The following is a 22996-nucleotide window of genomic DNA, read 5'->3' as shown; positions in this document are numbered from 1 at the left end:
AGAACCCCGCTTGGCCCGATGGCTCTGCCAACACTTAGGCGTGCGTGGGCCGATCAACACCACAGCGGTCTCGTTCTTCCGTGGTAGACAAGGATCATCTCATCGATGGAGGACCACTCGTGACTCATGCGAAGCAGCACCTATTGGCCGATCCGGCGTCACCGGTTTTCGGCATCACATCGACGGCGATCATGGGGGGTCTTACCCTCATCGATCCATCCAAGCTGGACGACCAGCAGCGCCGCGTTGTCCACGTCGCGACCGCTGCTGTCACCGGCCTGTACATCGGCGTCACGGTCGGTGGCAGGCGATCACTGTTGCGGGCACTTGCGGGGCTTGCGGCAGCAGCCGCCGCCCTTCGCTTTGCCGATGTCGGAGATGTGATCGATGCCCGTCTCGAGGAGAAACTTCGGCGGGCCGGCACGCGGCACCCGCGCCGGTGGATGGCAGCAGGCACCGCAGCATTCACCTTCGCTGGTTTCCTCGGTGACCGTGCTGCAGCCAGGAGGGAGCAGTTCATGGCGATGCTGGACGATGAACCTGAGCAGGTGAGGTCGCTGGACCCGCGCATTCGAGGCCTCATCGAAGGCATGCTCGATGCGACCGAAACAGCGGGAGTTCGCGAGCTCCGCGCGCAGCTGGCCGTCGCGCACGAGGTCCACTGGGCCGACGAATTCACCTCGACCGTGTACTTCGAAGTCCCAGCCGACGTGCCGCGCGCAGTGCCCCATGACCAGGTCTTCCCGGTGCGCGCTCAATTCGTCGGACCGGAAGGTGCGCCGCATCAGGTCCTTCTGCAGCTTTCCGCCGGCCGGTTGGATCACCTGACTGCAGAAGCGTCCGACCAGGAGACCGTCGAGTTCGTCGAAAGTCTCCTGACGGAATGGCCCGATCCTTCCGAGGTCGTTTACGCCATGGACAGCGCGGACGGGACGAACTCACCGATCGGTTCGTGACGCGATGTCGTCCGAGCCGGCTTCGCCGCGGAACTCGGTGAGCGGCCCGCAGCGGCCGTCACGTTGTCGGACTTCTCCTTCGACGAGGAAGAGATCCTGACCTGATCGAGTCCGCCGCGGAGCAGTTACGGCAGGACGGCGGAATGCTCCTGCTGACGCTCGAGCCGACGGAGGACGTGGCTGCGGTCACCGAGGCTCGCACGGACGGGCTTGGCGACATGCTCGCCCGGTTCAACTCCAACGGTGTCCCGGTCATGGTGCTGACCAGCCCGCCGGGCAGAACGACGGTGCGAACGGTGATGATTCGATGCTCCCGGACTTGTATGGTCGCGAACCACCGATGTAGGCCTGGGTGCTCTCATCGGATGTGGCGACGCCGACGCATTGGTGCGCGCAAACGCATCCGTTACCGGCCGGTGCCTTTCCGTCGTACCCCGGTGGTCCGCATGCCGAAGAATACGCGGTCAGCGTCATCGCGCTTCGTCTCATCAATGCTGTCGGCTACTTCTTCATCCCTCCCTGATCGATCGGGGTGGGCCGCCATGACACCGGAATCATCCGCGGCATCGTGGTGGCGCTCCCGATCGGCTGGTGGGCACCCCGTCAGGACGAAGACCTCTGTGGATGGTCTTGTGTTTGAAGTAGGTTCAGGTCCATGGATGCTCAGCAACTCATGGTCACGGCCTCGGATGGCAGTCAGCTGGCTGTGACGCGGTGGTCAGCACCGGGACCTGCGGTTGTCCTCCTGCACGCTGGTGTCGCCGACCGGCGATCCTGGACCACGGTGGCGGACGCGCTGCAGGGCGACGGTCTCGATCTCATCGCCTATGACAGACGCGGCTACGGAGACACCCCGGCAGCGGCGGACTCATCGTCATTCACACACGTGGACGACCTGCTTCACGTCATGGACGAACTCGCCCTGGACCGGGCCCTTCTCGTCGGCAACTCGATGGGCGGGGCAGTCGCGCTGGATACGGCGCTGCTGCATCCTGATCGCGTCAGCGAAGTCGTGCTGATCGGCGCTGCGGTATCAGGAATGACCGACGAGGACACCCCGTTCGACTGGGAACCGGACGACGCCTCCGCCCCGCTCATGGCACGTGCAGACGACCCGACCGTGGCAGATGACGACAGGATTCGGGCGCTTGCTCACCTGTGGTTGGACGGCCCAGGAGCCGCGGAAGGCCGCGTCGCAGGAGATGTCCGTGCCCTCTTCGAGGCGATGAACCGGAAGATCCTGGCGGCCGCTGCACCCGATTCTGCCGGCAGTGCCGGTGTCGATGCCTGGACCCGACTCGGCGAGGCGACCGTGCCGGTGCTGTGCACCTGGGGTGACCTCGATCTGCCCTGCGACGTGCCGTTCTACAAGGAGACCGCACGCCGCATTGGACAGGGGGCAGGACGCGTCCTCCCTGACGTGGCACACCTGCCTAGCCTCGAGCAGCCCGTACTCATCGCGGAGATGGTCCGAAGCGCCGCACACCACTAAGCCATACCCAGCGAGGGATCCGTTGTGCCCGAGGAAGTTGCGCGACGCTCACAATTGCTTAGGGCAAGTTTGCAGAAGTCGCAGAACCCATCAGCGGATGAGGTGCCTCCTTGGCGGGGACGGACGTTCCGTTGAGGAGGTGCATGCGCGGCTCGTGGATCGCATCGACTGACCGGGCCATGGTGCTGAAGGCAGCTACGTGCGGCTGAAGTTCCACGCCTGGACGTGGTGGATGGTTGCTGCCTTGGGGTAGCGGCCTGAGGCGGGCCCGATCTCGAAGAGGTCGATCATGAGGAGCAGCGGGTAGGTCGACGCTTGGGTCAGGCGCCGCACAACGCGGCCTTCACAGCCGACGATCGTTTCGTTGTTGTCCCGGATCACGGTTCACGTGTGGGGCTCGGCGGCGTCGAGGGGGACGGCGACCTCGGCGAGGTCCGTGACCAATCGGGAGTCGTGGTGCGCCTTGATACCGGAACGAGAAATGGTGGTCTCGCCGATCATTTCAGCGTCGATCTCGAATATGCAGATTTCTCCAGAATGCTCGGCAGAGAGATGCTCGGTGCCGACCAGCCACGCCGCCAGCATGCAGCCCTCGTCTCGGCTGGCCGTGACGGTCACGTCGATGCGCCCGCTGGAGGGCGCGAACAGCAGTCGCTGTGGGATCTGGGTTCGAACGTGGAGTTCGTCATCGCGATGGCGGTGTGTTCCGTTCGGAGATCCGACCGGGCCCGAATAGGTGCCGGTCTGGAGGTTCGAGACGCGCAGAGGCGCGTACTCGGGCCGCCAGTCGCGTTGGTCGGCTTCGATCCTGAGCTCGACGCCCTCCGGAGTGACGCGTTAGCGGGCTTCGGATCGGTCCGGCGTCGTCCAATGCGGCAGATAGTGCGGGACCCACCACCGCGTGGACAGTCCGTCCGAGAAGTTGTCGTCGAGGTCTGGAGTCCGGTTCGGTGACGGGGGCAGCTCTTCGGGAGTCACTTCTGTTCCCTCCGTATCCAGCCGTCCAGAAGCATATCCACGAAACCGCGGCCAAGCTCCGTTTTCGCTTCGGGGGATTGCAGGTACCGGGCCGGCACGGAGTGGACGCTTTGCACGAGGGCTACCAGGGCCATCGCTGCCTGATTCAGGTCCGTGATCGACAGCGTCTCGGATTGCGCATCCCGCGCCGCCGCGAGTGCGGCCGAGATCGGTTCTCGCAGCGAGTCGTACGCCAGCGCAGCGAGCTCGTCCGCCGCGGCTGGAGGGAGGGCAGGGAAATCGGCCAACGCCATCCTCGCCACATCGACCGGGGGTGGGAGGTGAACCAATCCGCCACGGCGTAGAGCGGGCCCCGGACTCCGGAAGGAGCAGTCGCGACGGCTTCCTCGAGTCCGCGGCGATGTTCGTGGAAGCTGGCTGTCATCACGTCGACATGGATCTGTTCCTTGCCGCCCGGGAACTGGGTGAGCCCGAACGTCGACTTCCCTATCGATTCCGCGACACCGACCCGGACCCGGGTGGCGCTTGCCTTCGATGTCGATCCTCCCGTGCCGCGCATCCTGAAACCCCTGGCGAACAGGTGGCTGCGCCGCTCGATCCGGCCGCTGCACGTGAAGGACTTGCAGCAACTCAAGGACCTCGTAGAGGCGCCGCATGTCCGCTGACCCACACTCGGCGGCCGTTGCTCCACGGGCATGGGCTGAAGATGAACGTGCCCGGAAACGCGGGCGGGTGCAGGTGTTCAACGCGACCCGGCCTGATGGCCTGGACGGATGGACCATCGCGCTCGAGCAGTACGAGCTGCTCGTCGATGTCATCCTGACCACGATCGACGCCTTCGCCGCCGACGACGGCACCGTGCCGCTGCAGGTCATCGTCAACGAAGGGCAAACCAGACTCGGGTCCCACCCGGCTTTCCCCAACGGACGGCTCGCCAACTACGTCCGCTACACCAAAGTCGACCTCGAAGCCCGCGGACTCGTCGAGCGCGTCCCCAAGAGCTCACCCCAACGCATAGGCCGATTCCACGAACCCTCCGATCAACAGTGACTTCAAACAGCCTCACCTGGTAAGTCCGCATGCGCTTCGGCGAGATGTACCCGAAAGTGATTCCCCGAACCACTCGACGGCCGGAGCAGACGACGTCGATCAAAACCACGTCGGGCACACGTGACTTCGAATATCTCTGCGCGGATGGTCGTTCAGGAACGGAGTGGCCCGTTGTAGGAGGACGACAAGAAGTCGTTCCAGGTCTAATGGTGACCTGAACAGGCGTCTAGCATATTAAACATGCGTTCAGCATCCGAAGATCTGAGCACCCGCGCGCGGATACGTGACGCTGCGGTGGCTCTCTTCGGGCGCGACGGTTTCGGCACAACAACTGTTCGTGCGATTGCCGCTGCGGCGGATGTCAGCCCTGGGCTCGTGCTCCATCACTTCGGCTCGAAGGATGGACTGCGTCAGGCGTGCGACCGCTACGTGGTGGAGGAGTTCGTCGGCCGGAAGGACGAAATGACCCGAGACGCGACCTCGGCAATTGCTCGCTGGCTAGCCGATGTTGATCGGTTTCATCCGCTCATCGATTACCTCGCCCGCATGCTGTCCTCGGGAACAACCGCCGCGGATGAGCTTTTCGACGCGCTGCTCACCGGTACGTCCCGGATGCTGGACGAGCAAATCGCCGCAGGCATCATGCGGGAGCCCGAAGACCGCGACATCCTCGCGCTGTACCTCACGCTGCACGGCTTGGCCCCACTGGTGATGCGACGGCAGGTCACGCGGGGTCTCGGCCTCGACCAACTGAGCGAGGAAGGCATCCGTCGATCGACGATCCCGATTCTCGACCTCTACACGCACGGCCTCTACTCCGACGATCGGATGCTTGTCGCCGCGCGCGAGGCACTGACGAGGACGAGTGGACCTCGCTCCGACAAAGGGGAGAACGACCCCAATCAGGACCCGGACCCGCCGCGCCCCCGCCGGTCCTGACTCCATCCACTTCATTCGCACGAAAGGAACACGGGGCGATGATCCCTGCTATCGAAACCTTCGAACTGACCAAACGCTACGGCGCACATCAAGCACTCCATGGCCTCGATCTCGACGTGACACCAGGGGCGGTGTTCGGACTGATCGGCCCGAATGGGGCCGGCAAGACCACGACCCTGCGTATCCTGCTCGACATCATCCGGCCGACGTCCGGAACCGCGAGGATCCTGGGTACCACGCCCGGCGAGGGCGGCCCGGCCTTACGGCGGCGTATCGGCTATGTCCCCGGGGAACTGCGGCTCGAGGGACGCCTTCGGGGCCGGCAACTGCTCCGGCATCTCGCCGAGATCAGCGGTCCGGTTCCACCAGGGACGATCGACAGGCTCGCCGATCGGCTCGGCGTGAACCTCGACCGACCGGTCCGCGCGCTCTCGAAGGGCAACAAGCAGAAACTCGGACTCATCCAGGCATTCATGCACCACCCTGAACTGCTGGTGCTCGACGAGCCGACGAGCGGGCTCGACCCACTCGTGCAGCGAACCTTCCTTGAAATGGTGCGCGAGGCGCGCGACGCGGGTCAGACGGTTCTGCTCAGTTCGCACGTGCTCAGTGAGATCCAGCAGACCGCCGACGAAGTCGCGGTGCTCAGTGGTGGCAGGATCGTCGCTCAGGGTCGCGTCGACTCGCTGCGCCTCAGCAGCGTCCGGCATGTGCGGGCGGGCGTCGACGGGACCTCCCTTGCACTGCTGCGCGGGGACCTCGAGAAACTGCCCGGACTCAGCGACATAGCCGTCACCGGTGACGAAGGCGGTGGGATCGCGCGCCTCGGGGCGAAAGTCGAGGGCGACATCGATCCGTTCGTGAAGCTGCTGGCCCGCCACCGGGTTGTCGACCTCACGGTCGAGGAACCGGATCTCGAGGAGTCGGTGCTCCAGCTCTACGGTTCCGGCAGCGTCGAGGAGGCGACTCATGTCTAGGATCCTGCCGGTCTTCCGTCGTTCGCTCGGTGACTCGTGGCGTTCACTCCTGGGCTGGAGTCTTGGGGTCGCAGCCGCGCTGCTGCTGTACCTGCCACTGTTTCCGAGCATCGGAGGCAACGGTGAGATGCAGCAGATCATCGACAGTCTCCCGCCCGAGCTCGTGAAAACGCTCGGCTACGAGCAGATCGCGTCAGGTCCGGGGTACGTGCAGAGCACGTTCTACGGGCTCATCGGATTCCTGCTGCTGGTCATCGCCGCGGTGTCCTGGGGGTCGTCGGCGATTGCCGGCGCCGAGGAGTCGGGCCAGCTCGAGCTCACACTCGCGCACGGGGTCAGCCGCACGCAGGTCGCACTCGAGTCGGCACTGTCGGTGATCGTTCGACTGGCCTGGCTCGGGCTGCTCGCCGCGGCGATCGTGGTCATGCTCATCGAACCAGCCGAACTCGCCATCGACCCGCCCGATGCAGTGGGCACCTCCGCGGCGCTTGTCGGACTCGCAGCCCTGGCGGGCGGGTTCGCCCTTCTCGTCGGCGCCGTCACGGGCCGACGGATCCTCGCCATAGGTGCCGGCGCGGGCATCGCCGTCCTTGCATACGTGGGAAACGCGATAGCGAACCAGGTGACAGACGCACAGTGGCTTCGCGCGGTCTCACCGTACTCCTGGGCGTACCGCGACCAGCCGCTCACCGACGGCACCGACTGGGCAGGGCTCGTGCTCCTGTGGGGGGTGAGCACAGTCCTGGTCGTCCTGGCGACGATCGCGCTTCGACGACGTGACGTGATCGGATGACATCCTCGGCAAGGTGGCGTGTCGCGCCACCGTGCCCTCCTGTCACCGACCGAGCTGCAGCCGCTTGCAAGCGACGGTGGGGGCGATGCCGCGCACCGCCCGAGCCTGGTGCGCTACCAGAGAACGTCGCTTACCGCTGCGGTTCACACGGGGAGTGGTGATGGTTCGACCGGCCGTGCTGCATCCTTTCGAGGTGCGGGATTCGAGTGGTCGTACCCGGATGCTGTTGTTCGAAGCTGGACACGAGGAGGACAGATAACTCCCTTTGAAGGCAGCCCTTGGTATCCCTGAGAGAAACCCATCCGGCCGGCCCGCATACCTGCTGGTGTCTTCTATGCTGAGCCGATGAGGAGACGGGTGGTGCTGGCATCGGCGGCGTCGGGGCTTGCCGGACTCGCGGCGCTTCTGACGTGGCGAGGGCCTCGCCTGCCGCCCGGCACCGGGAGAACGATTGCCCGCATCCGCGCCGGCCCCGTGACGGGAGTCGTCAGCGGTACATCGGGGTACGCCCGGTCCGGCGGGGTCCGGATCTGGTACGAGTCCCTCCCTCCTGTCGGTGCGGAGAGGGGTGTCGTACTGCTCGACTCCTCACTCGGTGTGGGCTCCCTGTTCTGGCCGCCCGCGTTCCTGCGCGGGCTGGCGGCGGCGGGGTACCGCGTGGTCCGGTACGACCACCGGGGCACCGGCGCGTCCAGTTGGATGACAGGCTGGAGCCGGAAGCACCCGTACTCCTTGATCGACATGGCGAACGATGCGATCGCCGTCCTCGACGAGCTCCGCGTCGATAGGATCCACGTCGTCGGGCTATCCCTCGGAGGATTCGTCGCCCAGGAGGTCGCGCTCGCCCACCCTGAGCGTGTCCGCTCCCTCACCCTCATGTCCACCTCGGCGGACCCGACCGACCCCTCGATGCCCGGACCACGGACCTGGCCGCTGATCCGGTCTGCGATTGCGGGGTTCCCACTGCTGCGATACCGCTTGCTCGGTGGGGAAACGAATCGCGTGAAGGAGCTCCTGACGGGACTGGTCGCGCACGGCGGAGACGAACCCGTCGACGTGGAAGAGTGGACCAGGATCATCCTCTACGACCTGCGGGAACGACACGGACTCAACCTCCGCGCACTGCTGCAGCACCAGGTTGCTGTCGCTGTCACCCGCTCCCGATACCACCTGCTGGCCGGCATCACGGCACCCACCCTCGTGATACACGGCAACGCCGACGCGCTCCTGCCGATCGAGCACGGCCACCGCCTCGCCGCAGCCATCCCGTCCGCCCGCGGCCTGTGGCTGAAGGACGCCGGTCACCCGTTCCCCTACCCTGACATGCCGATGGTGACGGCCGCGATCACGAACCACCTCGACGCCGCCCATGCCCGCCTCCGGACCACGCGGCAGCCGGCTTCCGAGCAGCACGACACCAGGAAATAGGTGAAGACGGAAGACATCGACGAAATGGGGATGTCCCGTTGCGTCGCACACGCGAGCCTCCTGTCACCGGTCGAGCTGCAGCCGGTTCCAGGCGACGGCGGTTGCACCGGCGAATGCCGCGGAGGCGAGCAGTGTCGGTAGAAGCTGGACCGGCGTCACGGCTCCTGGCGTCATCGCCCACAAGGCGGGAGCCCCGAACAGTGCCCATCCACCCAGGCCGGACAGCACGCCCACCTGAGCGATCACGAGGATCACGATCGTGGCCGCGATGCCCGGCAGGATCCCGCGACCGCGCGTCGCGGCCCAGCCCGCGGGCGCCGCCGAGAGCGCGGTGAACACCGACAGCACGAACAACCGGAGCAAAGCGAAACCGCTCTCGTACGTAGGAAGCCCGTATCCCAGCAGCACTCCGAGCAGCCCCGTCGTCACCGTCAGCCCGAGCGCGACCATCACCGCCCAGACGAGGAACACCGCGAGTTTCGCGACCGCGATGGTCGACCGGCGGATGGGGAGTGCGAAGAGGCCGGTGATCGTGCCATCGGCGAACTCACGTGCAACGATCCAACTCACGGCGACGCCGAATGCGAGCAGCCCTCCGGCGGCTGCAATCTGCATCACCGCGCCGATGAGCAATGGCCAGCCGTCGAGGGCGCCGAGCGGTCCGAGTTGCCCGGCGACCTGCTCGTTGCCGGCCTGCACGGCCAGCACTAGGCTGCCGCTCAGCACGCCGAGGCCGGCCAGGAGCAGCCACGTGATCGTACGGAAGACCTGGGAAGCCGCGGCCTTCCGCGCCTCGACGGCGAACGCGACGCCGAGGCACTTCATCGTCGTGCCTCGTCGTCGGCGTGTACCGCGGAGAAGAAGGAGCGTTCGAGGTCGAGGGTGTCGGGATCGAGGCTGCCGATGACACGTCCCCTGTTCATCAGCGTGATGCGGTCCGCGATCCGGGCGACCTCGTCGAGGTGGTGACTGGACACGAGAATCGCGGCGCCATCATCGCGACGTCGCAGCAGGGTCTCGCGCAGCAGGAGAACGCCGGCGGGGTCGAGCGCGTTGGACGGCTCGTCGAGCACGACGGTGCCCGGAGCGTGCTGCAGCGCCGCCGCGAGCCCGACCCGCTGCCGGTTGCCCTGCGAGAGCCGCCGCGCGGCCACCCCGGCATATGCACCGAGTTCGAAGGCAGACAGAGACCACTCGACCATTCCGTCGATCCGGTCCGACCCGACGAGGCGAAGACGCGCGGCGATCTCCAGATTCTGCCGTACATCGAGCTCCGGGTACGCAAAAGCCGTCTCGAGAGTGTGCCCGACCCCCGCCCATGCCGCGGGCTCGACCCCGGAGAGCGCAACACCGCCGAGCGTGACCGATCCGGAGTCAACACTGAGCATGCCGAGCAGCACACGCAGGAGAGTGGTCTTGCCCGCACCATTGAGGCCGACCAGGGCATGCACCTGCCCGGGCTCGACAGCGAGCGAAACCCCATCGAGGGCGAGCGTGTCACCCAGCCGGCGGCGCACCTGGTCCGCGCGCAACCCGCCGACGTCGTCCATGCTTCATACCCTAGGAGAACCGATCCGCCCGCGATAGACAACCCCAACCGAGGACGATCCATGACGGCTCGCGGACCTCACGTTCGCCCGACGGCGGGACCGTCGGCGGGCCGAGGGGATCAAGGCAGCGAAGGAACGCGGCGTCTGCCGGGGCAGAGCCGGCGAAGGTGTGAAGGTATTCGGCAGTGTGGAGTACAGGACGAGCGCGGCGACGGTGCCTTCATCGGGCGGGGGGTCTGGTTCTGATTCACCCGCAACTGGTGATGGTCGCGTGCACCGAAAGCAATAGCTTGGCAACCGTGTGGCCGGCGGAAGGAGAAGGGATGCCCACCTGCGAGCAAGGGCGCACCGACACCGTTCTGTCGAGTACTTCGGTGCCTCAGTCCACGGGGAGTCCGCCTTCCGGGCGAACGTGGGCTGCCTGCGTGTCGGGTTGCCGGGAATGAGCGGGGCGGCCGTATCACCGCCCGGTATCGATCCGATTGCCGTGATTCGTTCCAAGGCCTACATCGCTGCGCTCGTTCTGGCAGCGGTTCTGGGTATTCCCATCTCGATCATTGCGTACGGCTTTCTCGCTTCGGTCGCGGCGGTCCAGCAGTTCGTCTTCGTCGGGCTGCCGGATCAGTTCCTCGGGGGTCCCGCTCCTGCGTGGTGGCCTGTTCCGTGGTCGGTGCTCTGTGGGCTGCTGACGGCGTTGACCATCCGGTATCTGCCGGGAACCGGGGGTCATTCACCCGCCGAGGGATTCAGGTCGGGCGGCGCTCCGCCCAAGGGCCGGGAGCTCGTGGGGATCGTCCTCGCGGCGCTGACCACGCTCAGCCTCGGTGCGGTGCTCGGTCCGGAGGGCCCGCTGATCGCGATCGGTGGCGGCCTGGGTGCGCTGGCGGTGCACCTGGTGAAGAAGGATGCCCCGCCGATGGCCCTGACGATCATGGCGTCGGCCGGCAGTTTCGCGGCGGTCAGTACCCTGCTCGGCTCTCCTGTACTCGGTGCCTTCCTGATCATGGAGGCTGCCGGGATCGGGGGGATGACACTGAGTCTGGTGGCCTTGCCAGGACTGCTCGCTTCCGGCGTCGGGGCGCTGGTGTTCGTCGGTCTGGACGGTTGGACCGGGCTGGGCAGCTTCTCGCTGGCGCTGCCCGAGGTGCCACCCGCGGTTCAGCCGACGATCGCGACGTTGGGCTGGGCGGTGGTCATGGGTGTCGTCGGTGCCCTGTTGGGATGGGTGATCCGCCAAGCTGCACTGTCGCTCCGGCCAGTCGTGCACCGGAACCGCGTCCTGGTGACGACCGCGCTCGGCCTGCTGATCGGTCTGACCGCGATGGCGTACCAGTTGATCTCCGGTCTCAGCTTCACGCAGGTGTTGTTCTCCGGGCAGGACGCACTTCCGGAGCTGGTCGGGAACGCCGCTGCCTACTCGCTCCCCGTGCTGGTCCTTCTGATCGTCGGCAAGACCCTGGTCTACGGGCTTTCGCTGAGTGCTTTCCGGGGTGGGTCGGTGTTCCCCTCGATGTTCATCGGCGCGGCGCTCGGTATCGCCATGAGTGGACTGCCCGGCATGGACCTCGCCGCAGGGATCGGTATGGGTATGGGGGCGATGTGCGCAGCCATGCTGCGACTGCCGTTGACGTCGACACTACTGGCCACACTGCTGCTGGGCGTCGACGGGGTGGCCGTGACACCCCAGGTGGTGGTGGCTGTGGCCGTGGCCTTCGTGATCATCAATGTGCTCCCGGACCCGGGCCCGAAGGCGTCCAGGACACCGGACGACGTCGATCACCCCACATCGCAGTCTCGCTCGAGGGCCGACCGTGCACCTCAGATTTCGGGGGCGGGCCGATCGGCCGTCCAGGATCGGCGCATCGCCTGGCTGTTCATCATCGGCTCGAGCCTGTTCGCTCTGGGCACGGTGCCGCCGTACGCCGAGGCCGTGGGATCGCACGTGTGTGGACTCACCTTCTTCGTCGGTTCGCTGTTCTTCACCTGCGCGGCGTATCTGCAATACCGCGAAGCCGTCGATGCCCTCCCGGTCCCGGGATCTGCGCGGCACCGCTCGTTCTGGGTCTGGGAGCCGCGTGATCTCGTGTGGCTCGCCGGCGCGATCCAGCTCGCCGGCACACTGTGGTTCAACTGGCGTACGGCGAACGCGCTGCTGGTCAATCTCGACCCGGCGCTCACCGAGCAACGGGTGTGGCGACCCGACGCACTGGGCTCCGTGGCATTCCTCGTCTCGAGCGCCGTGGCGTTGCGGTATGCCCATCGCAGCGCTGCTGCGGCCCGTCCCAGACCTCGGACGTGGAAGATCGGCGTGGTGAACATGGCCGGCTCGGTTGTGTTCGGCATCTCGGCTGTCTCGGCCTTCGTCATTCCGTCGAGCGGCGAGGCCTGGAACGCCGAGCTGGCCGGTCTCGGCACACTGGGAGGATCCCTGTGCTTCCTCGCCGGCGCGATTCTGATGCTGAGTCCGGAGCCCGCCGGCGCCACAGTCCCTGCGCACCGGGGAGCTCATCCGTAAGCCCTGTCGATTGTTTCTGAAGGAGTAGTCATGTCAGTGGATTCCCAGCACGCGGAAGCCGACGCAGCACTGTTCGGCAACCGATTCGTCACCCAGGAGGTTCCGAGCCGGGAGTTCCCGGAGACCGGCATCCCTGCTCAGGATGCCCTGCGACTGGTGTCCGAGGACCTGGCGCTGGAGGGCGATCCGGCCCGGAACCTGGCGACCTTCGTGACGACGTGGATGGAGCCGGAGGCCCAGCGGATCATCGCTGCGAACCTGCACCGCAACTTCATCGACCACGCCGAGTATCCCCGCACGGCCGAGATCGAGCAGCGGTGTATCCGGATGCTCGCCGATCTCTTCCACGCCCCCGGTGAGACCACGGGGGCCCGGACCCAGGGGTCATCCGAGGCGATCATGCTCGGTGGTCTGTCCCTGAAGTGGAACTGGCGCAAGCGTCGCGAGGCCGTCGGGGCGTCGACGCCGAGCCCCAATCTGGTGTTCGGCGGCGACGTGCATGTCGTGTGGGAGAAGTTCTGCCGCTACTTCGACGTCGAGCCGCGGATCGTGCCCCTGCAGCCGGGGAAGTACACCATCGGCCCCGAGGACGTGCAGGCCCACATCGACGAGAACACCATCGGCGTCGCGGCCGTCCTGGGGACGACGTTCACCGGGCACAAGGACGACGTCGTCGGCATCAACGGCCTGCTGCTACGGATCAAGAGTGAACGAGGTATCGATGTGCCGATGCACGTGGACGCGGCGAGCGGCGGGTTCGTCTGGCCTTTCCTCTACCCTGACTCCGCATGGGATTTCCGGCTCGAGCAGGTCCGCTCGATCAACGTCTCCGGGCACAAGTTCGGACTGGTCTATCCCGGCATCGGCTGGCTGATCTTCCGGGAGACGGCCGACCTCGCCAAGGACCTCGTCTTCGAGGAGAACTACCTCGGCAAGACCGACTCGACCTTCACCCTGAACTTCTCCACCGGCTCGGCGATGGTCCTCGCCCAGTACTACAACCTCGTGCGCTACGGCCGTGCCGGGTACACCTACATCATGCAGAACATGCAGACCAACGCCCGCGTGCTCGCCGAGAAACTGGAGGCCATGGGGCGGTTCGAGATCATCGGCGCCGACGAGGAACAACTTCCCCTGGTCGCGTTCCGGCTGGCCGCCGACACCGGGTACGACGAGTTCGACATCGCCTGGCAGCTCTCGGCCGAGCGCGGCTGGATGGTGCCGGCGTACACCCTGCCGCCGAACGCGCAGGACATCACGATCATGCGGGCCCTCGTCAAGGAGACGATGAGCCGCGAGCACGTCGATACGCTCGCCCGGGACATCGAAGAAGCGTGCTCCACGCTGGCGAAGAAGGGCGGCGCGCACGAGTCGGAACGAAACAGGATCGTCACCGGATCCGGCCACTGACCCCCTGCAACGGGGAATTCGCCGGGCTGCGGTTACAGGCCCTTCCCGGACGGTGGGACTAGCGTCCCATCAGGGCCGCTGTCACCGGCAACCCCGCCCGGGCCGGTGCCAGCCGACCGAGCACCGCGACGACTCGGTTGGCGGCGCCCGACACGACGACGGGAGGGGTATGCCGTGCATCGAGAGCGCGCATCGCTGTTCGGACAACCTGTTCGGGGCTCTGGTAGCGTCCGACCTTCGCATGCTCGGACCCGACCACGTCGAAGAACTCCGTCCTCGTCGCGCCGGGACACAGGGCGGTGACGCGCAGGCCGGTGTTGCGCGTCTCCCACGCCACCGCGGCGGTGAAGCTGCGCACATAGGCCTTCGTGGCCCCGTACACCGCCATCGCGGGGACGGGCTGGAAACTCGCAGTACTGGCAACGTTGACCAGAGCGCCGGTGCCCTCGCTCATGAGATCCGGCAGGTACGCCCGGGTCAGTGCGGTGAGGGCGCCCACGTTCAGCCGGACCTCTTCGTCGGCGCGGGCGGGGTCGGCCTCGGCGAGGACCCCGTACGTCCCGAAGCCGGCATTGTTCACCAGGGTGGACACCCGGACGCCCTCCGCGTCGGTGAAGGCCCTGACCTGACCCCACGACGCGGGCACGCCCAGGTCGGTACCGAGAACCCGTGCCATGATGCCGTGGCGTGCCTCCAGCTCCCGAGCCATCGCCTCGAGCCGCTCCAGGCGTCGGGCGACCAGGACCAGATCGGCGCCGCGGGCGGTAAGGACCCGGGCGAACTCGGCGCCCAAGCCGGAGCTGGCACCCGTCACAAGAGCGGTTGTACCAGCGAACTGAACAGACATGGGGGGCTCCTAAGTGAAAGGACAATCGGGTGATGACACTGACAACGATGCGCAGGGACAGCCGTGCCCTCGATCCGCCTCCTTCCAGCGTGAGTATCCTGATGCGCATGGTCGGTTCCGTGTATTGCCTGGAGGGTAGAGCCGCGTGAAGGCCGTCGTCTACGAGCGCTACGGCCCACCGGACGTGCTGAGGCTGAGCGACGTCCCGATGCCGACGCCCGGAGCACATCAGGTGCTCGTCGAGGTCGCTGCGACGTCGGTCAATCTGTCGGACTGGGAGGGGCTCCGCGGCAAGCCGATGTACGCGCGGCTCGGCGGGCTGCGCGCCCCGGCCCGCCGGGTGCTCGGCTCCGACATCGCCGGACGCGTGACCGCCGTCGGCTCTGGCGTCACCCGGTTCCGGGTCGGCGATGAGGTGTACGGCGACAATCTGGGACTCAAGGGCGGCTTCGCCGAGTACGCAGTGGTCCCCGCCGCCGCGCTCTCCCACAAGCCTGCCGAGCTGACGTTCGCGGAGGCTTCGACGCTACCGCAGGCAGGCTCGATCGCTCTCCAGGGAACCGCCCGCGCGCACCACGGGCAGCGCGTGCTGATCAACGGGGCGGGCGGCGGCTCGGGATCCTTCGCGATCCAGCTCGCCAGGCTCTCGGGCGCACACGTGACAGGCGTGGACAACGCCGGCAAGCTCGACTTCATGCGGAACCTCGGGGCCGACGAGGTGATCGACTACCGCCGCCAGGACTTCACCAGACTCGAGCCCTACGACCTGGTGCTCGATCTCGTCGCCCAGCGATCCGCGTTCGCCTACCGGAGGGCGCTGACCCGGGGCGGCCGGTATCTCTGCGTGGGCGGAACCCTGGGAATGCTCCTGCAGGTCGTCACCGTCGGAGCCGCTTCGGGCTTCCTCACCGGGCGGCGGCTCGGCGTCCTCGCTGTCAGACAGGGCCCAGCGCATTTCGAACCCGTCGCGCAGCAGTGCATCGACGGCGATCTCGGCATCCACATCGACCGCACCTTCCCGCTCGGCGAGGTACCGCAGGCCCTCACCCATGTCGGCGAGGGGCGCGCGCTCGGCAAGGTGGTCGTTGTCCCGTGACGTCGCTCGCGCCCGGAGGTCCGGGACCCTGCCGTGAGTCCATCAGGCCAGGGGCTCGTCCGTGTCCACTGCTCGTGGAAGGTGTTCCACGGCCCCTTCCATCGAGCGGATGCAGGCCGCGTTGCCGCTGATCGCCGCTTCGTAACGCCCGATGTCGGAAGCGCCGAGGTGGGCCACCACCAGATCGAGCAGTGACGCGACGGATTCGTTCGACCCGCCCGCAGCCTGCAGACTGATGGCTTCGAAGACCGCCAGGGCAGGGGAGTCGGGAAACAATCCGCGCGCGGTTCCGAGGACCTCGAGCGACGTCCCGTACTCGCCCAGATTCCTGAGCGTCGATCCGTACTGGAGGTAGCACCTGCGCAGCAGGTCCCCCTCGAGTCCGGCAGCAAGAGCCTTCTCATAGAATCCCTGCGCGAGGTCCTCCTGGCCGGCGGTGTCGTAGGCCCCGCCGACCTCGTAGAGTACGCGCGCATCCTCGGGGTATGCGGCGTGGAGGGGGAGCAGCGCATCGATGGTCGGCCGCATGTTGTCGCGGTCCCGACGCCCGACGATCAGGTCGAGCTCGTCATCCAGAGTCATGGCGCCACTCTCGCACAGGTGACGCACCGGAGGCCCTTCCGAGGCGTGCGGCTCCCTCAGCGTTTCGTGACCGTACCCGGCAGTTCAGCCGCGTAGTCGGTGAGCGCCCTGCGGTAACCGTCGAGGGTGGGGATGAGGGCGAGGAGCGCTGTCCTCAGTGCGTCCCCGTGGCGGCCTGCGTCATGCAGTGCCAGGGCAAGGAAGGCCTGCCGTGCGCCTTCATCGACGCCGGCGTCGGGCATCGATTCGAGGATCGCCACGGCTTCGGCGGGGTTGCCGGTGTTGCGCAGCGTGCTCGCCAGCTGGATGGAGACGCGCAGCGCGCTCGAACCCTCCAGCCCTGCTCCGATGGCTCGCCGGTACAGCGGGATCGCCTCGTTCTCGAGCCCGAGGGCATCGTGGACTCCGCCCAACTCGAAAAGTGCTTCTGCATCGCCCTCTGGCCGAACCGAGACGAGATCCCGCATCCTCGCGATCGAGCCCTGCGGATCGGCGTCGTCGAACTCCTGCTCGTAGAAGCGGTCGATCGCCTGGTGCCACGCTGCGTCAGCCATCCCGCCAGCTTGCCATGTCGCACGAGCACGGTCGGATCGACCTCGCCGATGCCCTTCCGAGGGATCGACGTGCCTTCGTCGCCACGAGACCTATCCGGCGAGGGCATCGACCGCTTCCTGCGTGTAGGGAAGGGTGCCGTCGAGCGGTGTCAGCGTGAACCACTCGCCGTCCTGCCGGGTGGCGAACACGAGCAGAGCATCGGAGGTATCCAGGGGGTCGCCGTCCGGGTACTCCGCGGTGCCGCTGCAGGAGTCGGGCATCGACGAGATACGCACGCTTCCTTGATCGACTCGGCCCTTCAGGACCTCGTCCGCCCGGACCTCGTACGCGTGGGCATCGACCCCGAAGATGCGCGCTGTCCCGTCGCGCGTGCTCGACGACGTGACGATCACGAGGTCGGCGGCGTCGTACTTCTCCTGCGGCGTCGGAAAGCCCGCCCAGCTGGGGCAGGAGACGGACCCGTAGCCACATCCCGAAAGGGCGCACGCGGCAAGGACGGCCGGCACGGACCGCGCGCCGCGCCCCCTCGGTCGCCGAAGGCGGTGAACCCCGGCACCGGAGTCGGGAGCGATCACTCGTCCGGCTTCGGTTCCATGAGCTGGATGAGGTTGCCGCACGTGTCATCGAAGATCGCGACGACGGCGGCGCCGATGTCGAGCGGCGGCTGGGTGAAGACCACGCCCAGGCCGGTCAGTCGGGCGTGCTCGGCCTCGACGTCCGCGACCGCGAACTGGGCCAGCGGGATGCCGTCATGGACAAGGGCGTCCCGGTACGGCTTCACCGCCGGGTGGCTGGACGGCTCCAGGAGCAGCTCGGGTCCGTCGGGCGATTCGGGGGACACCACGGTGAGCCAGGAATGGATGCCGAGAGGGATGTCCTGGCGCTTCACGAAGCCCAGCACATCGGTGTAGAAGGCGAGTGCCTCCCGCTGGTCATCGACGAACAGACTCGTCAGGGCTATCTTCATCGCTCACTCCTCTTCCTCACCGACCACCGTGAGGCCCAGAGTATGCCGCATCGCGAGTGCGGAACAGGCCCCGAACCGGGCTGCCGATCAACCGTCGGCTCAATAGCCCAGGAAGGCGTCCGTGGTCACACGGGAGACGCCCGCCGTGCGTACCGCCGCACGCAGGCGTCCGATGAAGGCGGGGGAGCCCGAGACGAGGACCCTGCGGCGGGGCAGGTCCGGCACCGCCGCGAGGAGGTTGTCCGCCGTCGGCTCGGCCCCCGCGAGGGTCCACCCCGCGGGCAGGGCCGGGGCATCACCGGACGTCGGCATGTACAGCACGACGCGCGTCCCCAGGCCGGTCAGCTCGTCGCGGAAGGCGATCTCCTGCTCGCTGCGGACCGCATAGACGAGCACGACGTCGCGCTCCTCGCCGCGCTCGCCGAGGTCACGGAGCTGGCTGATGAACGGCGTCACGCCGATACCGCCGGCCACCAGCAGGACCGGGACCGCCGGATCGCGGGGGAGGTGGAAGTCGCCCCCGACGAGCGTCCCGGTGACCTGCGCGTTGTCCGGGAGGTCGAGGAGGGCGTTCTTGAAGGAGCTGCCCGCCTCCGTGGTCCGCAGGCCGAACGTCACGGCATCGCGCCGCTGCGGCGCGGAGGTGATGCTGAAGACCCGGCGGCTGCCGCGGCCGTCGACCCCGCGATGCGGCAGGTCCAGCTCCATGTACTGCCCGGCCCGGAACCGTACGGGGCGCCGGGTCGCGAAGACCAGCTCCGTGCTGGTCGGAGTCAACTGCCGCCTTCCCGCAAGGGACAGCCGCACGCCCCGGCGCTGCCCCATGGCGAACGCGACGGCATTGCCGAGCACGAGGGCGAACTCGGGCCCGAGGAACACCGGTCCGATGGACAGCTGTAGGGCGAACACCACGCCCACGACGGCGGCGACGAGCCACTGCTGCCACCGGAGCGGCGGCAGGGTCAGCGGCTCCGTCATCATGAAGCCGAGCAGGAACAGCACAGGGTACGAGGTCAGGATGAGCTGGAGGCCGGCTCCGGGCATCATGCCGTTCTGCACCAGGCCGTAGAGCAGGATGCCGACGGTGACCACGAGGAATGCTGCCGCCATGGACATCCTCCGCGTCCGGTGGAGCAGGAGCGCACCGCCGGCCGCGACGACGGGAAGCATGTAGGCGTTCGCGACCCACCACCCGGCAACCCCCACTCCGAGGAGGGTGGCGACAACTGCCCCCGTCGCCGCCGGATTGAAGACATGGCGTCCCCTGACGGCCAGCAGGAACTTCGAGGCTCCTGCCGCCACGCCCGCGGCGAGGATGCCCCCGAGCCCGGCTCCCGTGCCCGACGGGAACATGATCAGGAACAGGATCAGTCCCGTGATGAGCGAGGACTCGCCGTGGGGCCGGAGCCGGAGGATCAGCGCCATCAGGCGGGTGCCGATGATCGTGCCGCCCACGGCAGCCACCAGGGTTCCGCCGATCTCGGCGGGGGTGAACGCCAGCAGGCCGGCCAGCGAGAGGACCAGCGCTTCGACGGTCAGGATCGCCAGGAGTGCCAGCGTCAGCCGGTACATGGTGATGCGGCCCAGGAGGCCGTCGAGTGCTGCGGTCATGAGAACAGGGCTCCTGCGAGGGGTGCGGAATAGCGGGCGCGTCCGTCCGAGTACATCAGGACGTAGTCGAACTCGAACGATCCCGCGAGGTCCGCGGGATCGGTGAGGAACAGGGCGGTGCACAGGCCGTCGGCGGTCATCGCATCCTCCGCGAGAACCCAGGTCGCGACGACGGTGTCCACGCTCCGGCCGGTTCTCGCGTCCAGGACGTGGTGCAGGCCATCGCCCCAGGCTCGGCGGTTCGACGCGGACGCGCACAGCGCGCCGGTCCCCAGGCGAACCGCACCGATCGCCGACGACGGGTCGTAGGGGTGCTCGAGGGCGACGGTGATGGTGCCGTCGCCCGCCCTGCGCATGTCCCCGCTGGCATCGACGACGACGTCCCCGTGACCCTCGGCGCGCAGGTACTCCAGCATGAGGTCGACGAGCTGTCCCTTGCCGGCGGCACCGACGTCCAGGATCGCCGGTTCGCGCAGCGTGACGCCGTCGTCCGTCCAGGTCAGGACGTCGTCCCAGGCCCGGGCGGGGGCAGGCCCCTTCGCGGGCGTCAGCGAGTAGTCGGCGTCGTAGCCCAGCGCGGCGAGAGGGTCACCCACGAGCGGCGAGACGCCGCCGTCCGTGAGGTCGTACAGCGAGCGCAGCAGGAGCCCGAGTTCCGCGCCGTGGGGAGGCAGGGGCAGCGAGCCGCCGGCAGCGGCCAGGGCCGTGACGCCGGAGTCGGCGCGGAACCGCGAGTAGAGGGCGTCGTACTCCCCGGCAAGGCGTAGCAGCTCCGCCCGCTGGCCGGGCACCAGTGCAGCGCCGGTGTCCACGCGCCAGCCGGTGCCGATCGCCTCGAAGCTGAAGGAGTCCGCCACGCCGACTCGCCTAGAGCTGCGCTTCGCTCTTGATCTTGCCCAGGGCGTCGTTGAACCCGCCGCTCGTCAGGGACGAACCGGCCACCTTGTCCACGGAGAGTTCGTCCAGCTTCTTCCCGACGACGGCGTCGGAGATGCCGCCCGCGAAACGGCCCTGGTACTCGGTTGTGGTGGGGTTGTCGGGCATCGGCTCCACCTCGACGGCGGTGACGACGTCGGCCTCGAGCGTGAGCGTCACGCCCACCTCCTCCTGCCCCGCAGGGGACTGGTAGCTGCCCGTCCCGGTGTAGGTGCCGTCCCTGTAGGCCTCGCCGGTGGATCCGCCGGCAGCCGGCGTCTCGACCGGGGCGTCGGCCGCCGGCTGTCCGGAGGCCGGCGCTCCTGGGGCGGGTTCTTCTGCGTCGGCGCCGGCGCAGCCTGCAGCGCCGAGGATCGACACGGCGGCGAGCGCCGTCAGGACCCTCCTTTGGCGGGGGAAGCCGGGCGTGCCGGCCGCCGCGCGGGTAGCCGTTCGGGTGAGGCTCGTTCTGGTCACTGGGTGCTCCTGTCGGGTGCCGCGACGGGACGGAGCGGGCATCCGAACCGTCGACATCATTGAACCTGAAACTAACATCAGTGGTCAGCCCAACGATCTATGCGTCCATTCGTTTCCGTGGCCGCTGCGGACGGTTCAACCGTGGATTCCGCGTGCGCTTGACCCTCGTCACGAAAATCCGGGGGGCCGGGGCCGCGCCGCTATGCTGGACGAGTGACTCCCGAAGAACTCTCTGCCGCCATTTCCGCATGCCTGAAGGCCGCCGTCGAGGCCGGTGACTTCACCATCGACCTTCCCTCGGAGGTGCGGGTCGAGCGGCCGAAAAATCGTGAGCACGGCGACTGGGCGACGAACATCGCCCTGCAGCTCGGCAAGAAGGCGGGGATGAATCCCCGCGACTTCGCCCAGATCCTCAGCGAGCGCCTCGCCGGCATCGAGGGCGTCAAGAGCGTGGAGATCGCGGGCCCCGGCTTCCTCAACATCACGCTCGACGCCGGAGCAGCGGGCGAGCTCGCCCGCACGATCGTCGAGGCGGGCCCGGCCTACGGAACCAACCAGGCGCTCGCGGGCCACACCGTCAACATGGAATTCGTGTCGGCGAATCCGACCGGACCGCTGCACCTGGCCCACACACGCTGGGCAGCCCTCGGTGATTCCATCGCCCGCGTCCTCCGGGCCAGCGGCGCGAACGTGACCACCGAGTACTACATCAACGACGCCGGCACGCAGATGAACAACTTCGCGGATTCCGTCCTCGCGACCATCAAGGGCCGCCCGACACCCGAGGGCGGCTACCCGGGCCAATACATCGCCGATCTCGGCCGCACGGTGCTCGCCGCCCGCCCCGACGTGGCGGACCTCGACGACGACGCCGCGCTGCCGATCGTGCGGGCCCTCGCCTACGAAGCGCAGATGGCCGACATCAAGGAGACGCTGACGGACTTCGGTGTGCACTTCGACGTGTTCTTCTCGGAGTCGGCGCTGCACGACGGCGGCGCCGTGGAGCAGGCAGTCGACCGCCTGCGGGAGCAGGGACACGTCTTCGACGAGGACGGCGCCGTATGGCTCCGTACGACCGACTTCGGTGACGACAAGGACCGCGTCCTCATCAGAGCCAAGGGTGAACCCACCTACTTCGCTTCCGACGCCGCCTACTACCTTTCCAAGAAGGACCGTGGTTTCCCCGAGAAGATCTACCTCCTAGGGGCGGACCACCACGGCTACATCGGCCGCCTGAAGGCCATCGCAGCCTGTGCCGGCGACGACATGGAACAGAACATCCAGGTCCTGATCGGCCAGATGGTGTCGGTGAACGGCGCCCGGCTCTCCAAGCGTGCCGGCAACATCATCGAATTGCGGGATCTGCTCGACTGGCTGGGCAAGGACGCGCTGCGGTACTCCCTGGGGCGCTCGCCGGCCGACTCGGCCATGTCCATCGATCCTGAGCTGCTGCGGAAGAACACCAACGAGAACCCCGTGTTCTACGTGCAGTACGCCCACGCCAGGACCCACGCCGTCGCCCGCAACGCGGTCTCGGCGGGAGTGGACACCGGCTCCTTCGACGCGGCGTCGCTCAGCCACCCCACGGAGGGTGAGCTCTTGGCCGCGCTCGGCCAGTTCCCCGGCGTCGTCGCTCAGGCCGCCACTTTCCGGGAGCCGCACCGCGTGGCCCGCCACCTCGAGGTGATCGCCGGGACCTACCACCGCTGGTACGACGCCTGCCGTGTCGCGCCGCTCGGCGACGCACCGATCGAGGACGTCCACCGCTCACGCCTCTGGCTGAACAACGCCACCCGGCAGGTCCTGGCCAACGGCCTCGACCTCCTCGGTGTCTCCGCGCCGGAGAGGATGTGAGCGG

Annotated in this window: 25 protein-coding genes; 12 read left to right on the top strand and 13 right to left on the bottom strand. The window is 67.6% G+C overall.

All coding sequences use genetic code 11. The features are described from left to right. Positions 1–119 precede the first annotated feature (119 nt). Positions 120–956, top strand: coding sequence for a hypothetical protein (locus CXQ92_RS04885; RefSeq protein ID WP_104165726.1), 837 nt, complete (start codon positions 120–122; stop codon positions 954–956). 655 nt (positions 957–1611) lie between these two features. Next, entirely contained in the window at positions 1612–2448 is an 837-nt protein-coding gene (locus CXQ92_RS04880) for an alpha/beta fold hydrolase (RefSeq protein ID WP_104165724.1), read from the top strand. A 195-nt stretch (positions 2449–2643) separates the two neighbouring features. Here the strand turns inward: CXQ92_RS04880 and CXQ92_RS18610 are convergent, their stop codons facing one another. The 3 genes from CXQ92_RS18610 to CXQ92_RS04870 all read right to left on the bottom strand — a co-directional run bounded on the left by CXQ92_RS18610 (position 2644) and on the right by CXQ92_RS04870 (position 3713). Next, complete coding sequence (locus tag CXQ92_RS18610; protein ID WP_258069707.1) at positions 2644–2829, bottom strand: hypothetical protein; 186 nt, start codon at positions 2827–2829, stop codon at positions 2644–2646. Between the two features lie 3 nt (positions 2830–2832). After that, complete coding sequence (locus CXQ92_RS18605; RefSeq protein ID WP_258069706.1) at positions 2833–3066, bottom strand: hypothetical protein; 234 nt, start codon at positions 3064–3066, stop codon at positions 2833–2835. A 356-nt stretch (positions 3067–3422) separates the two neighbouring features. After that, positions 3423–3713, bottom strand: a complete 291-nt coding sequence (locus CXQ92_RS04870) for a hypothetical protein (protein WP_146067387.1) — start codon at positions 3711–3713, stop codon at positions 3423–3425. Positions 3714–3890: 177 nt separating this feature from the next. On the opposite strand from CXQ92_RS04870, the gene CXQ92_RS04865 reads away from it, so the two are divergent. The 6 genes from CXQ92_RS04865 (at position 3891) to CXQ92_RS04840 (ending at position 8613) form a co-directional block, all read left to right on the top strand. Further along, on the top strand, positions 3891–4091 hold the full coding sequence (locus CXQ92_RS04865; RefSeq protein WP_146067386.1) for a hypothetical protein: 201 nt from the start codon (positions 3891–3893) through the stop codon (positions 4089–4091). After that, positions 4081–4476: a hypothetical protein gene (locus CXQ92_RS04860; RefSeq protein WP_146067385.1), complete on the top strand. Its 396-nt coding sequence runs from the start codon at positions 4081–4083 to the stop codon at positions 4474–4476. Before CXQ92_RS04865 ends, CXQ92_RS04860 begins: the two co-directional genes overlap by 11 nt. 240 nt (positions 4477–4716) lie before the next feature. Further along, positions 4717–5415 (top strand): TetR/AcrR family transcriptional regulator, encoded by a 699-nt coding sequence (locus CXQ92_RS18600; RefSeq protein WP_104165715.1) that lies wholly within the window; start codon positions 4717–4719, stop codon positions 5413–5415. 38 nt (positions 5416–5453) lie between these two features. After that, the gene (locus CXQ92_RS04850) at positions 5454–6392 is read left to right on the top strand and encodes an ABC transporter ATP-binding protein (protein ID WP_104165713.1); all 939 of its coding nucleotides are present in this window, start codon (positions 5454–5456) and stop codon (positions 6390–6392) included. Continuing rightward, a complete protein-coding gene (locus CXQ92_RS04845; protein WP_104165711.1) occupies positions 6385–7185 on the top strand; it encodes an ABC transporter permease subunit in 801 nt (266 codons plus the stop codon). Before CXQ92_RS04850 ends, CXQ92_RS04845 begins: the two co-directional genes overlap by 8 nt. Before the next feature lie 345 nt (positions 7186–7530). Then, positions 7531–8613, top strand: a complete 1083-nt coding sequence (locus CXQ92_RS04840) for an alpha/beta fold hydrolase (protein WP_104165709.1) — start codon at positions 7531–7533, stop codon at positions 8611–8613. A 63-nt stretch (positions 8614–8676) separates the two neighbouring features. Here CXQ92_RS04840 and CXQ92_RS04835 read toward each other — a convergent pair whose 3' ends face one another. Both CXQ92_RS04835 and CXQ92_RS04830 read right to left on the bottom strand, forming a co-directional pair. Continuing rightward, entirely contained in the window at positions 8677–9438 is a 762-nt protein-coding gene (locus CXQ92_RS04835) for an ABC transporter permease (RefSeq protein WP_104165707.1), read from the bottom strand. Beyond that, positions 9435–10163 carry an ABC transporter ATP-binding protein gene (locus CXQ92_RS04830; protein WP_104165705.1) on the bottom strand — a complete coding sequence of 243 codons (729 nt, stop codon included), beginning with the start codon at positions 10161–10163 and terminating at the stop codon, positions 9435–9437. The genes CXQ92_RS04835 and CXQ92_RS04830 overlap by 4 nt, the downstream gene beginning before the upstream one ends. A gap of 442 nt (positions 10164–10605) precedes the next feature. On the opposite strand from CXQ92_RS04830, the gene CXQ92_RS04825 reads away from it, so the two are divergent. Both CXQ92_RS04825 and CXQ92_RS04820 read left to right on the top strand, forming a co-directional pair. After that, on the top strand, positions 10606–12678 hold the full coding sequence (locus CXQ92_RS04825; protein WP_104165703.1) for a chloride channel protein: 2073 nt from the start codon (positions 10606–10608) through the stop codon (positions 12676–12678). A 30-nt stretch (positions 12679–12708) separates the two neighbouring features. Further along, entirely contained in the window at positions 12709–14088 is a 1380-nt protein-coding gene (locus CXQ92_RS04820) for a glutamate decarboxylase (protein ID WP_104165701.1), read from the top strand. Positions 14089–14146: 58 nt separating this feature from the next. On the opposite strand, the gene CXQ92_RS04815 is transcribed toward CXQ92_RS04820, so the two are convergent. Continuing rightward, positions 14147–14935, bottom strand: a complete 789-nt coding sequence (locus tag CXQ92_RS04815) for an SDR family oxidoreductase (RefSeq protein ID WP_104165699.1) — start codon at positions 14933–14935, stop codon at positions 14147–14149. Between the two features lie 145 nt (positions 14936–15080). Between CXQ92_RS04815 and CXQ92_RS04810 the strand changes: the two genes are divergently transcribed. Continuing rightward, positions 15081–16031, top strand: coding sequence for an NAD(P)-dependent alcohol dehydrogenase (locus CXQ92_RS04810; protein ID WP_104165697.1), 951 nt, complete (start codon positions 15081–15083; stop codon positions 16029–16031). Positions 16032–16073: 42 nt separating this feature from the next. Here the strand turns inward: CXQ92_RS04810 and CXQ92_RS04805 are convergent, their stop codons facing one another. The 7 genes from CXQ92_RS04805 to CXQ92_RS04775 form a co-directional block, all read right to left on the bottom strand. Beyond that, a complete protein-coding gene (locus CXQ92_RS04805; protein WP_104165695.1) occupies positions 16074–16613 on the bottom strand; it encodes a tetratricopeptide repeat protein in 540 nt (179 codons plus the stop codon). Between the two features lie 56 nt (positions 16614–16669). After that, positions 16670–17167 carry a tetratricopeptide repeat protein gene (locus CXQ92_RS04800; RefSeq protein ID WP_104165693.1) on the bottom strand — a complete coding sequence of 166 codons (498 nt, stop codon included), beginning with the start codon at positions 17165–17167 and terminating at the stop codon, positions 16670–16672. A gap of 90 nt (positions 17168–17257) precedes the next feature. Beyond that, complete coding sequence (locus CXQ92_RS04795) at positions 17258–17674, bottom strand: hypothetical protein (RefSeq protein WP_146067384.1); 417 nt, start codon at positions 17672–17674, stop codon at positions 17258–17260. Between the two features lie 65 nt (positions 17675–17739). Then, positions 17740–18135 (bottom strand): VOC family protein, encoded by a 396-nt coding sequence (locus tag CXQ92_RS04790; RefSeq protein WP_104165690.1) that lies wholly within the window; start codon positions 18133–18135, stop codon positions 17740–17742. 99 nt (positions 18136–18234) lie between these two features. Beyond that, positions 18235–19746 carry an FAD-dependent oxidoreductase gene (locus tag CXQ92_RS04785; RefSeq protein WP_104165688.1) on the bottom strand — a complete coding sequence of 504 codons (1512 nt, stop codon included), beginning with the start codon at positions 19744–19746 and terminating at the stop codon, positions 18235–18237. Continuing rightward, a complete protein-coding gene (locus CXQ92_RS04780; RefSeq protein WP_104165686.1) occupies positions 19743–20603 on the bottom strand; it encodes an FAD:protein FMN transferase in 861 nt (286 codons plus the stop codon). Before CXQ92_RS04780 ends, CXQ92_RS04785 begins: the two co-directional genes overlap by 4 nt. Positions 20604–20613: 10 nt before the next feature. Beyond that, a complete protein-coding gene (locus tag CXQ92_RS04775; RefSeq protein ID WP_258069705.1) occupies positions 20614–21138 on the bottom strand; it encodes a hypothetical protein in 525 nt (174 codons plus the stop codon). A 213-nt stretch (positions 21139–21351) separates the two neighbouring features. Between CXQ92_RS04775 and argS the strand changes: the two genes are divergently transcribed. Continuing rightward, a complete protein-coding gene (gene argS, locus CXQ92_RS04770) occupies positions 21352–22992 on the top strand; it encodes an arginine--tRNA ligase (protein ID WP_104165682.1) in 1641 nt (546 codons plus the stop codon). The last annotated feature ends 4 nt before the right edge of the window (positions 22993–22996 follow it).

The organism is Arthrobacter sp. SX1312, assembly GCF_002929295.1.
In the GTDB taxonomy this organism is placed as follows: domain Bacteria; phylum Actinomycetota; class Actinomycetes; order Actinomycetales; family Micrococcaceae; genus Arthrobacter_D.
This window is presented reverse-complemented; position numbering and strand designations above follow the sequence as displayed.

Excerpts from the sequence above, each read along its gene's own strand:
- CXQ92_RS04860 (WP_146067385.1), top strand. The coding sequence starts at position 4,081 with ATGTCCGCTGACCCACACTCGGCGGCCGTTGCTCCACGGGCATGGGCT.
- CXQ92_RS04825 (WP_104165703.1), top strand. The coding sequence starts at position 10,606 with ATGAGCGGGGCGGCCGTATCACCGCCCGGTATCGATCCGATTGCCGTG.
- CXQ92_RS04815 (WP_104165699.1), bottom strand. The coding sequence starts at position 14,935 with ATGTCTGTTCAGTTCGCTGGTACAACCGCTCTTGTGACGGGTGCCAGC.
- CXQ92_RS04845 (WP_104165711.1), top strand. The coding sequence starts at position 6,385 with ATGTCTAGGATCCTGCCGGTCTTCCGTCGTTCGCTCGGTGACTCGTGG.
- CXQ92_RS04830 (WP_104165705.1), bottom strand. The coding sequence starts at position 10,163 with ATGGACGACGTCGGCGGGTTGCGCGCGGACCAGGTGCGCCGCCGGCTG.
- CXQ92_RS04850 (WP_104165713.1), top strand. The coding sequence starts at position 5,454 with ATGATCCCTGCTATCGAAACCTTCGAACTGACCAAACGCTACGGCGCA.
- CXQ92_RS04785 (WP_104165688.1), bottom strand. The coding sequence starts at position 19,746 with ATGACCGCAGCACTCGACGGCCTCCTGGGCCGCATCACCATGTACCGG.
- CXQ92_RS04790 (WP_104165690.1), bottom strand. The coding sequence starts at position 18,135 with ATGAAGATAGCCCTGACGAGTCTGTTCGTCGATGACCAGCGGGAGGCA.
- CXQ92_RS04880 (WP_104165724.1), top strand. The coding sequence starts at position 1,612 with ATGGATGCTCAGCAACTCATGGTCACGGCCTCGGATGGCAGTCAGCTG.
- CXQ92_RS04800 (WP_104165693.1), bottom strand. The coding sequence starts at position 17,167 with ATGGCTGACGCAGCGTGGCACCAGGCGATCGACCGCTTCTACGAGCAG.
- CXQ92_RS18600 (WP_104165715.1), top strand. The coding sequence starts at position 4,717 with ATGCGTTCAGCATCCGAAGATCTGAGCACCCGCGCGCGGATACGTGAC.
- CXQ92_RS04820 (WP_104165701.1), top strand. The coding sequence starts at position 12,709 with ATGTCAGTGGATTCCCAGCACGCGGAAGCCGACGCAGCACTGTTCGGC.
- CXQ92_RS04835 (WP_104165707.1), bottom strand. The coding sequence starts at position 9,438 with ATGAAGTGCCTCGGCGTCGCGTTCGCCGTCGAGGCGCGGAAGGCCGCG.
- CXQ92_RS04840 (WP_104165709.1), top strand. The coding sequence starts at position 7,531 with ATGAGGAGACGGGTGGTGCTGGCATCGGCGGCGTCGGGGCTTGCCGGA.
- CXQ92_RS04805 (WP_104165695.1), bottom strand. The coding sequence starts at position 16,613 with ATGACTCTGGATGACGAGCTCGACCTGATCGTCGGGCGTCGGGACCGC.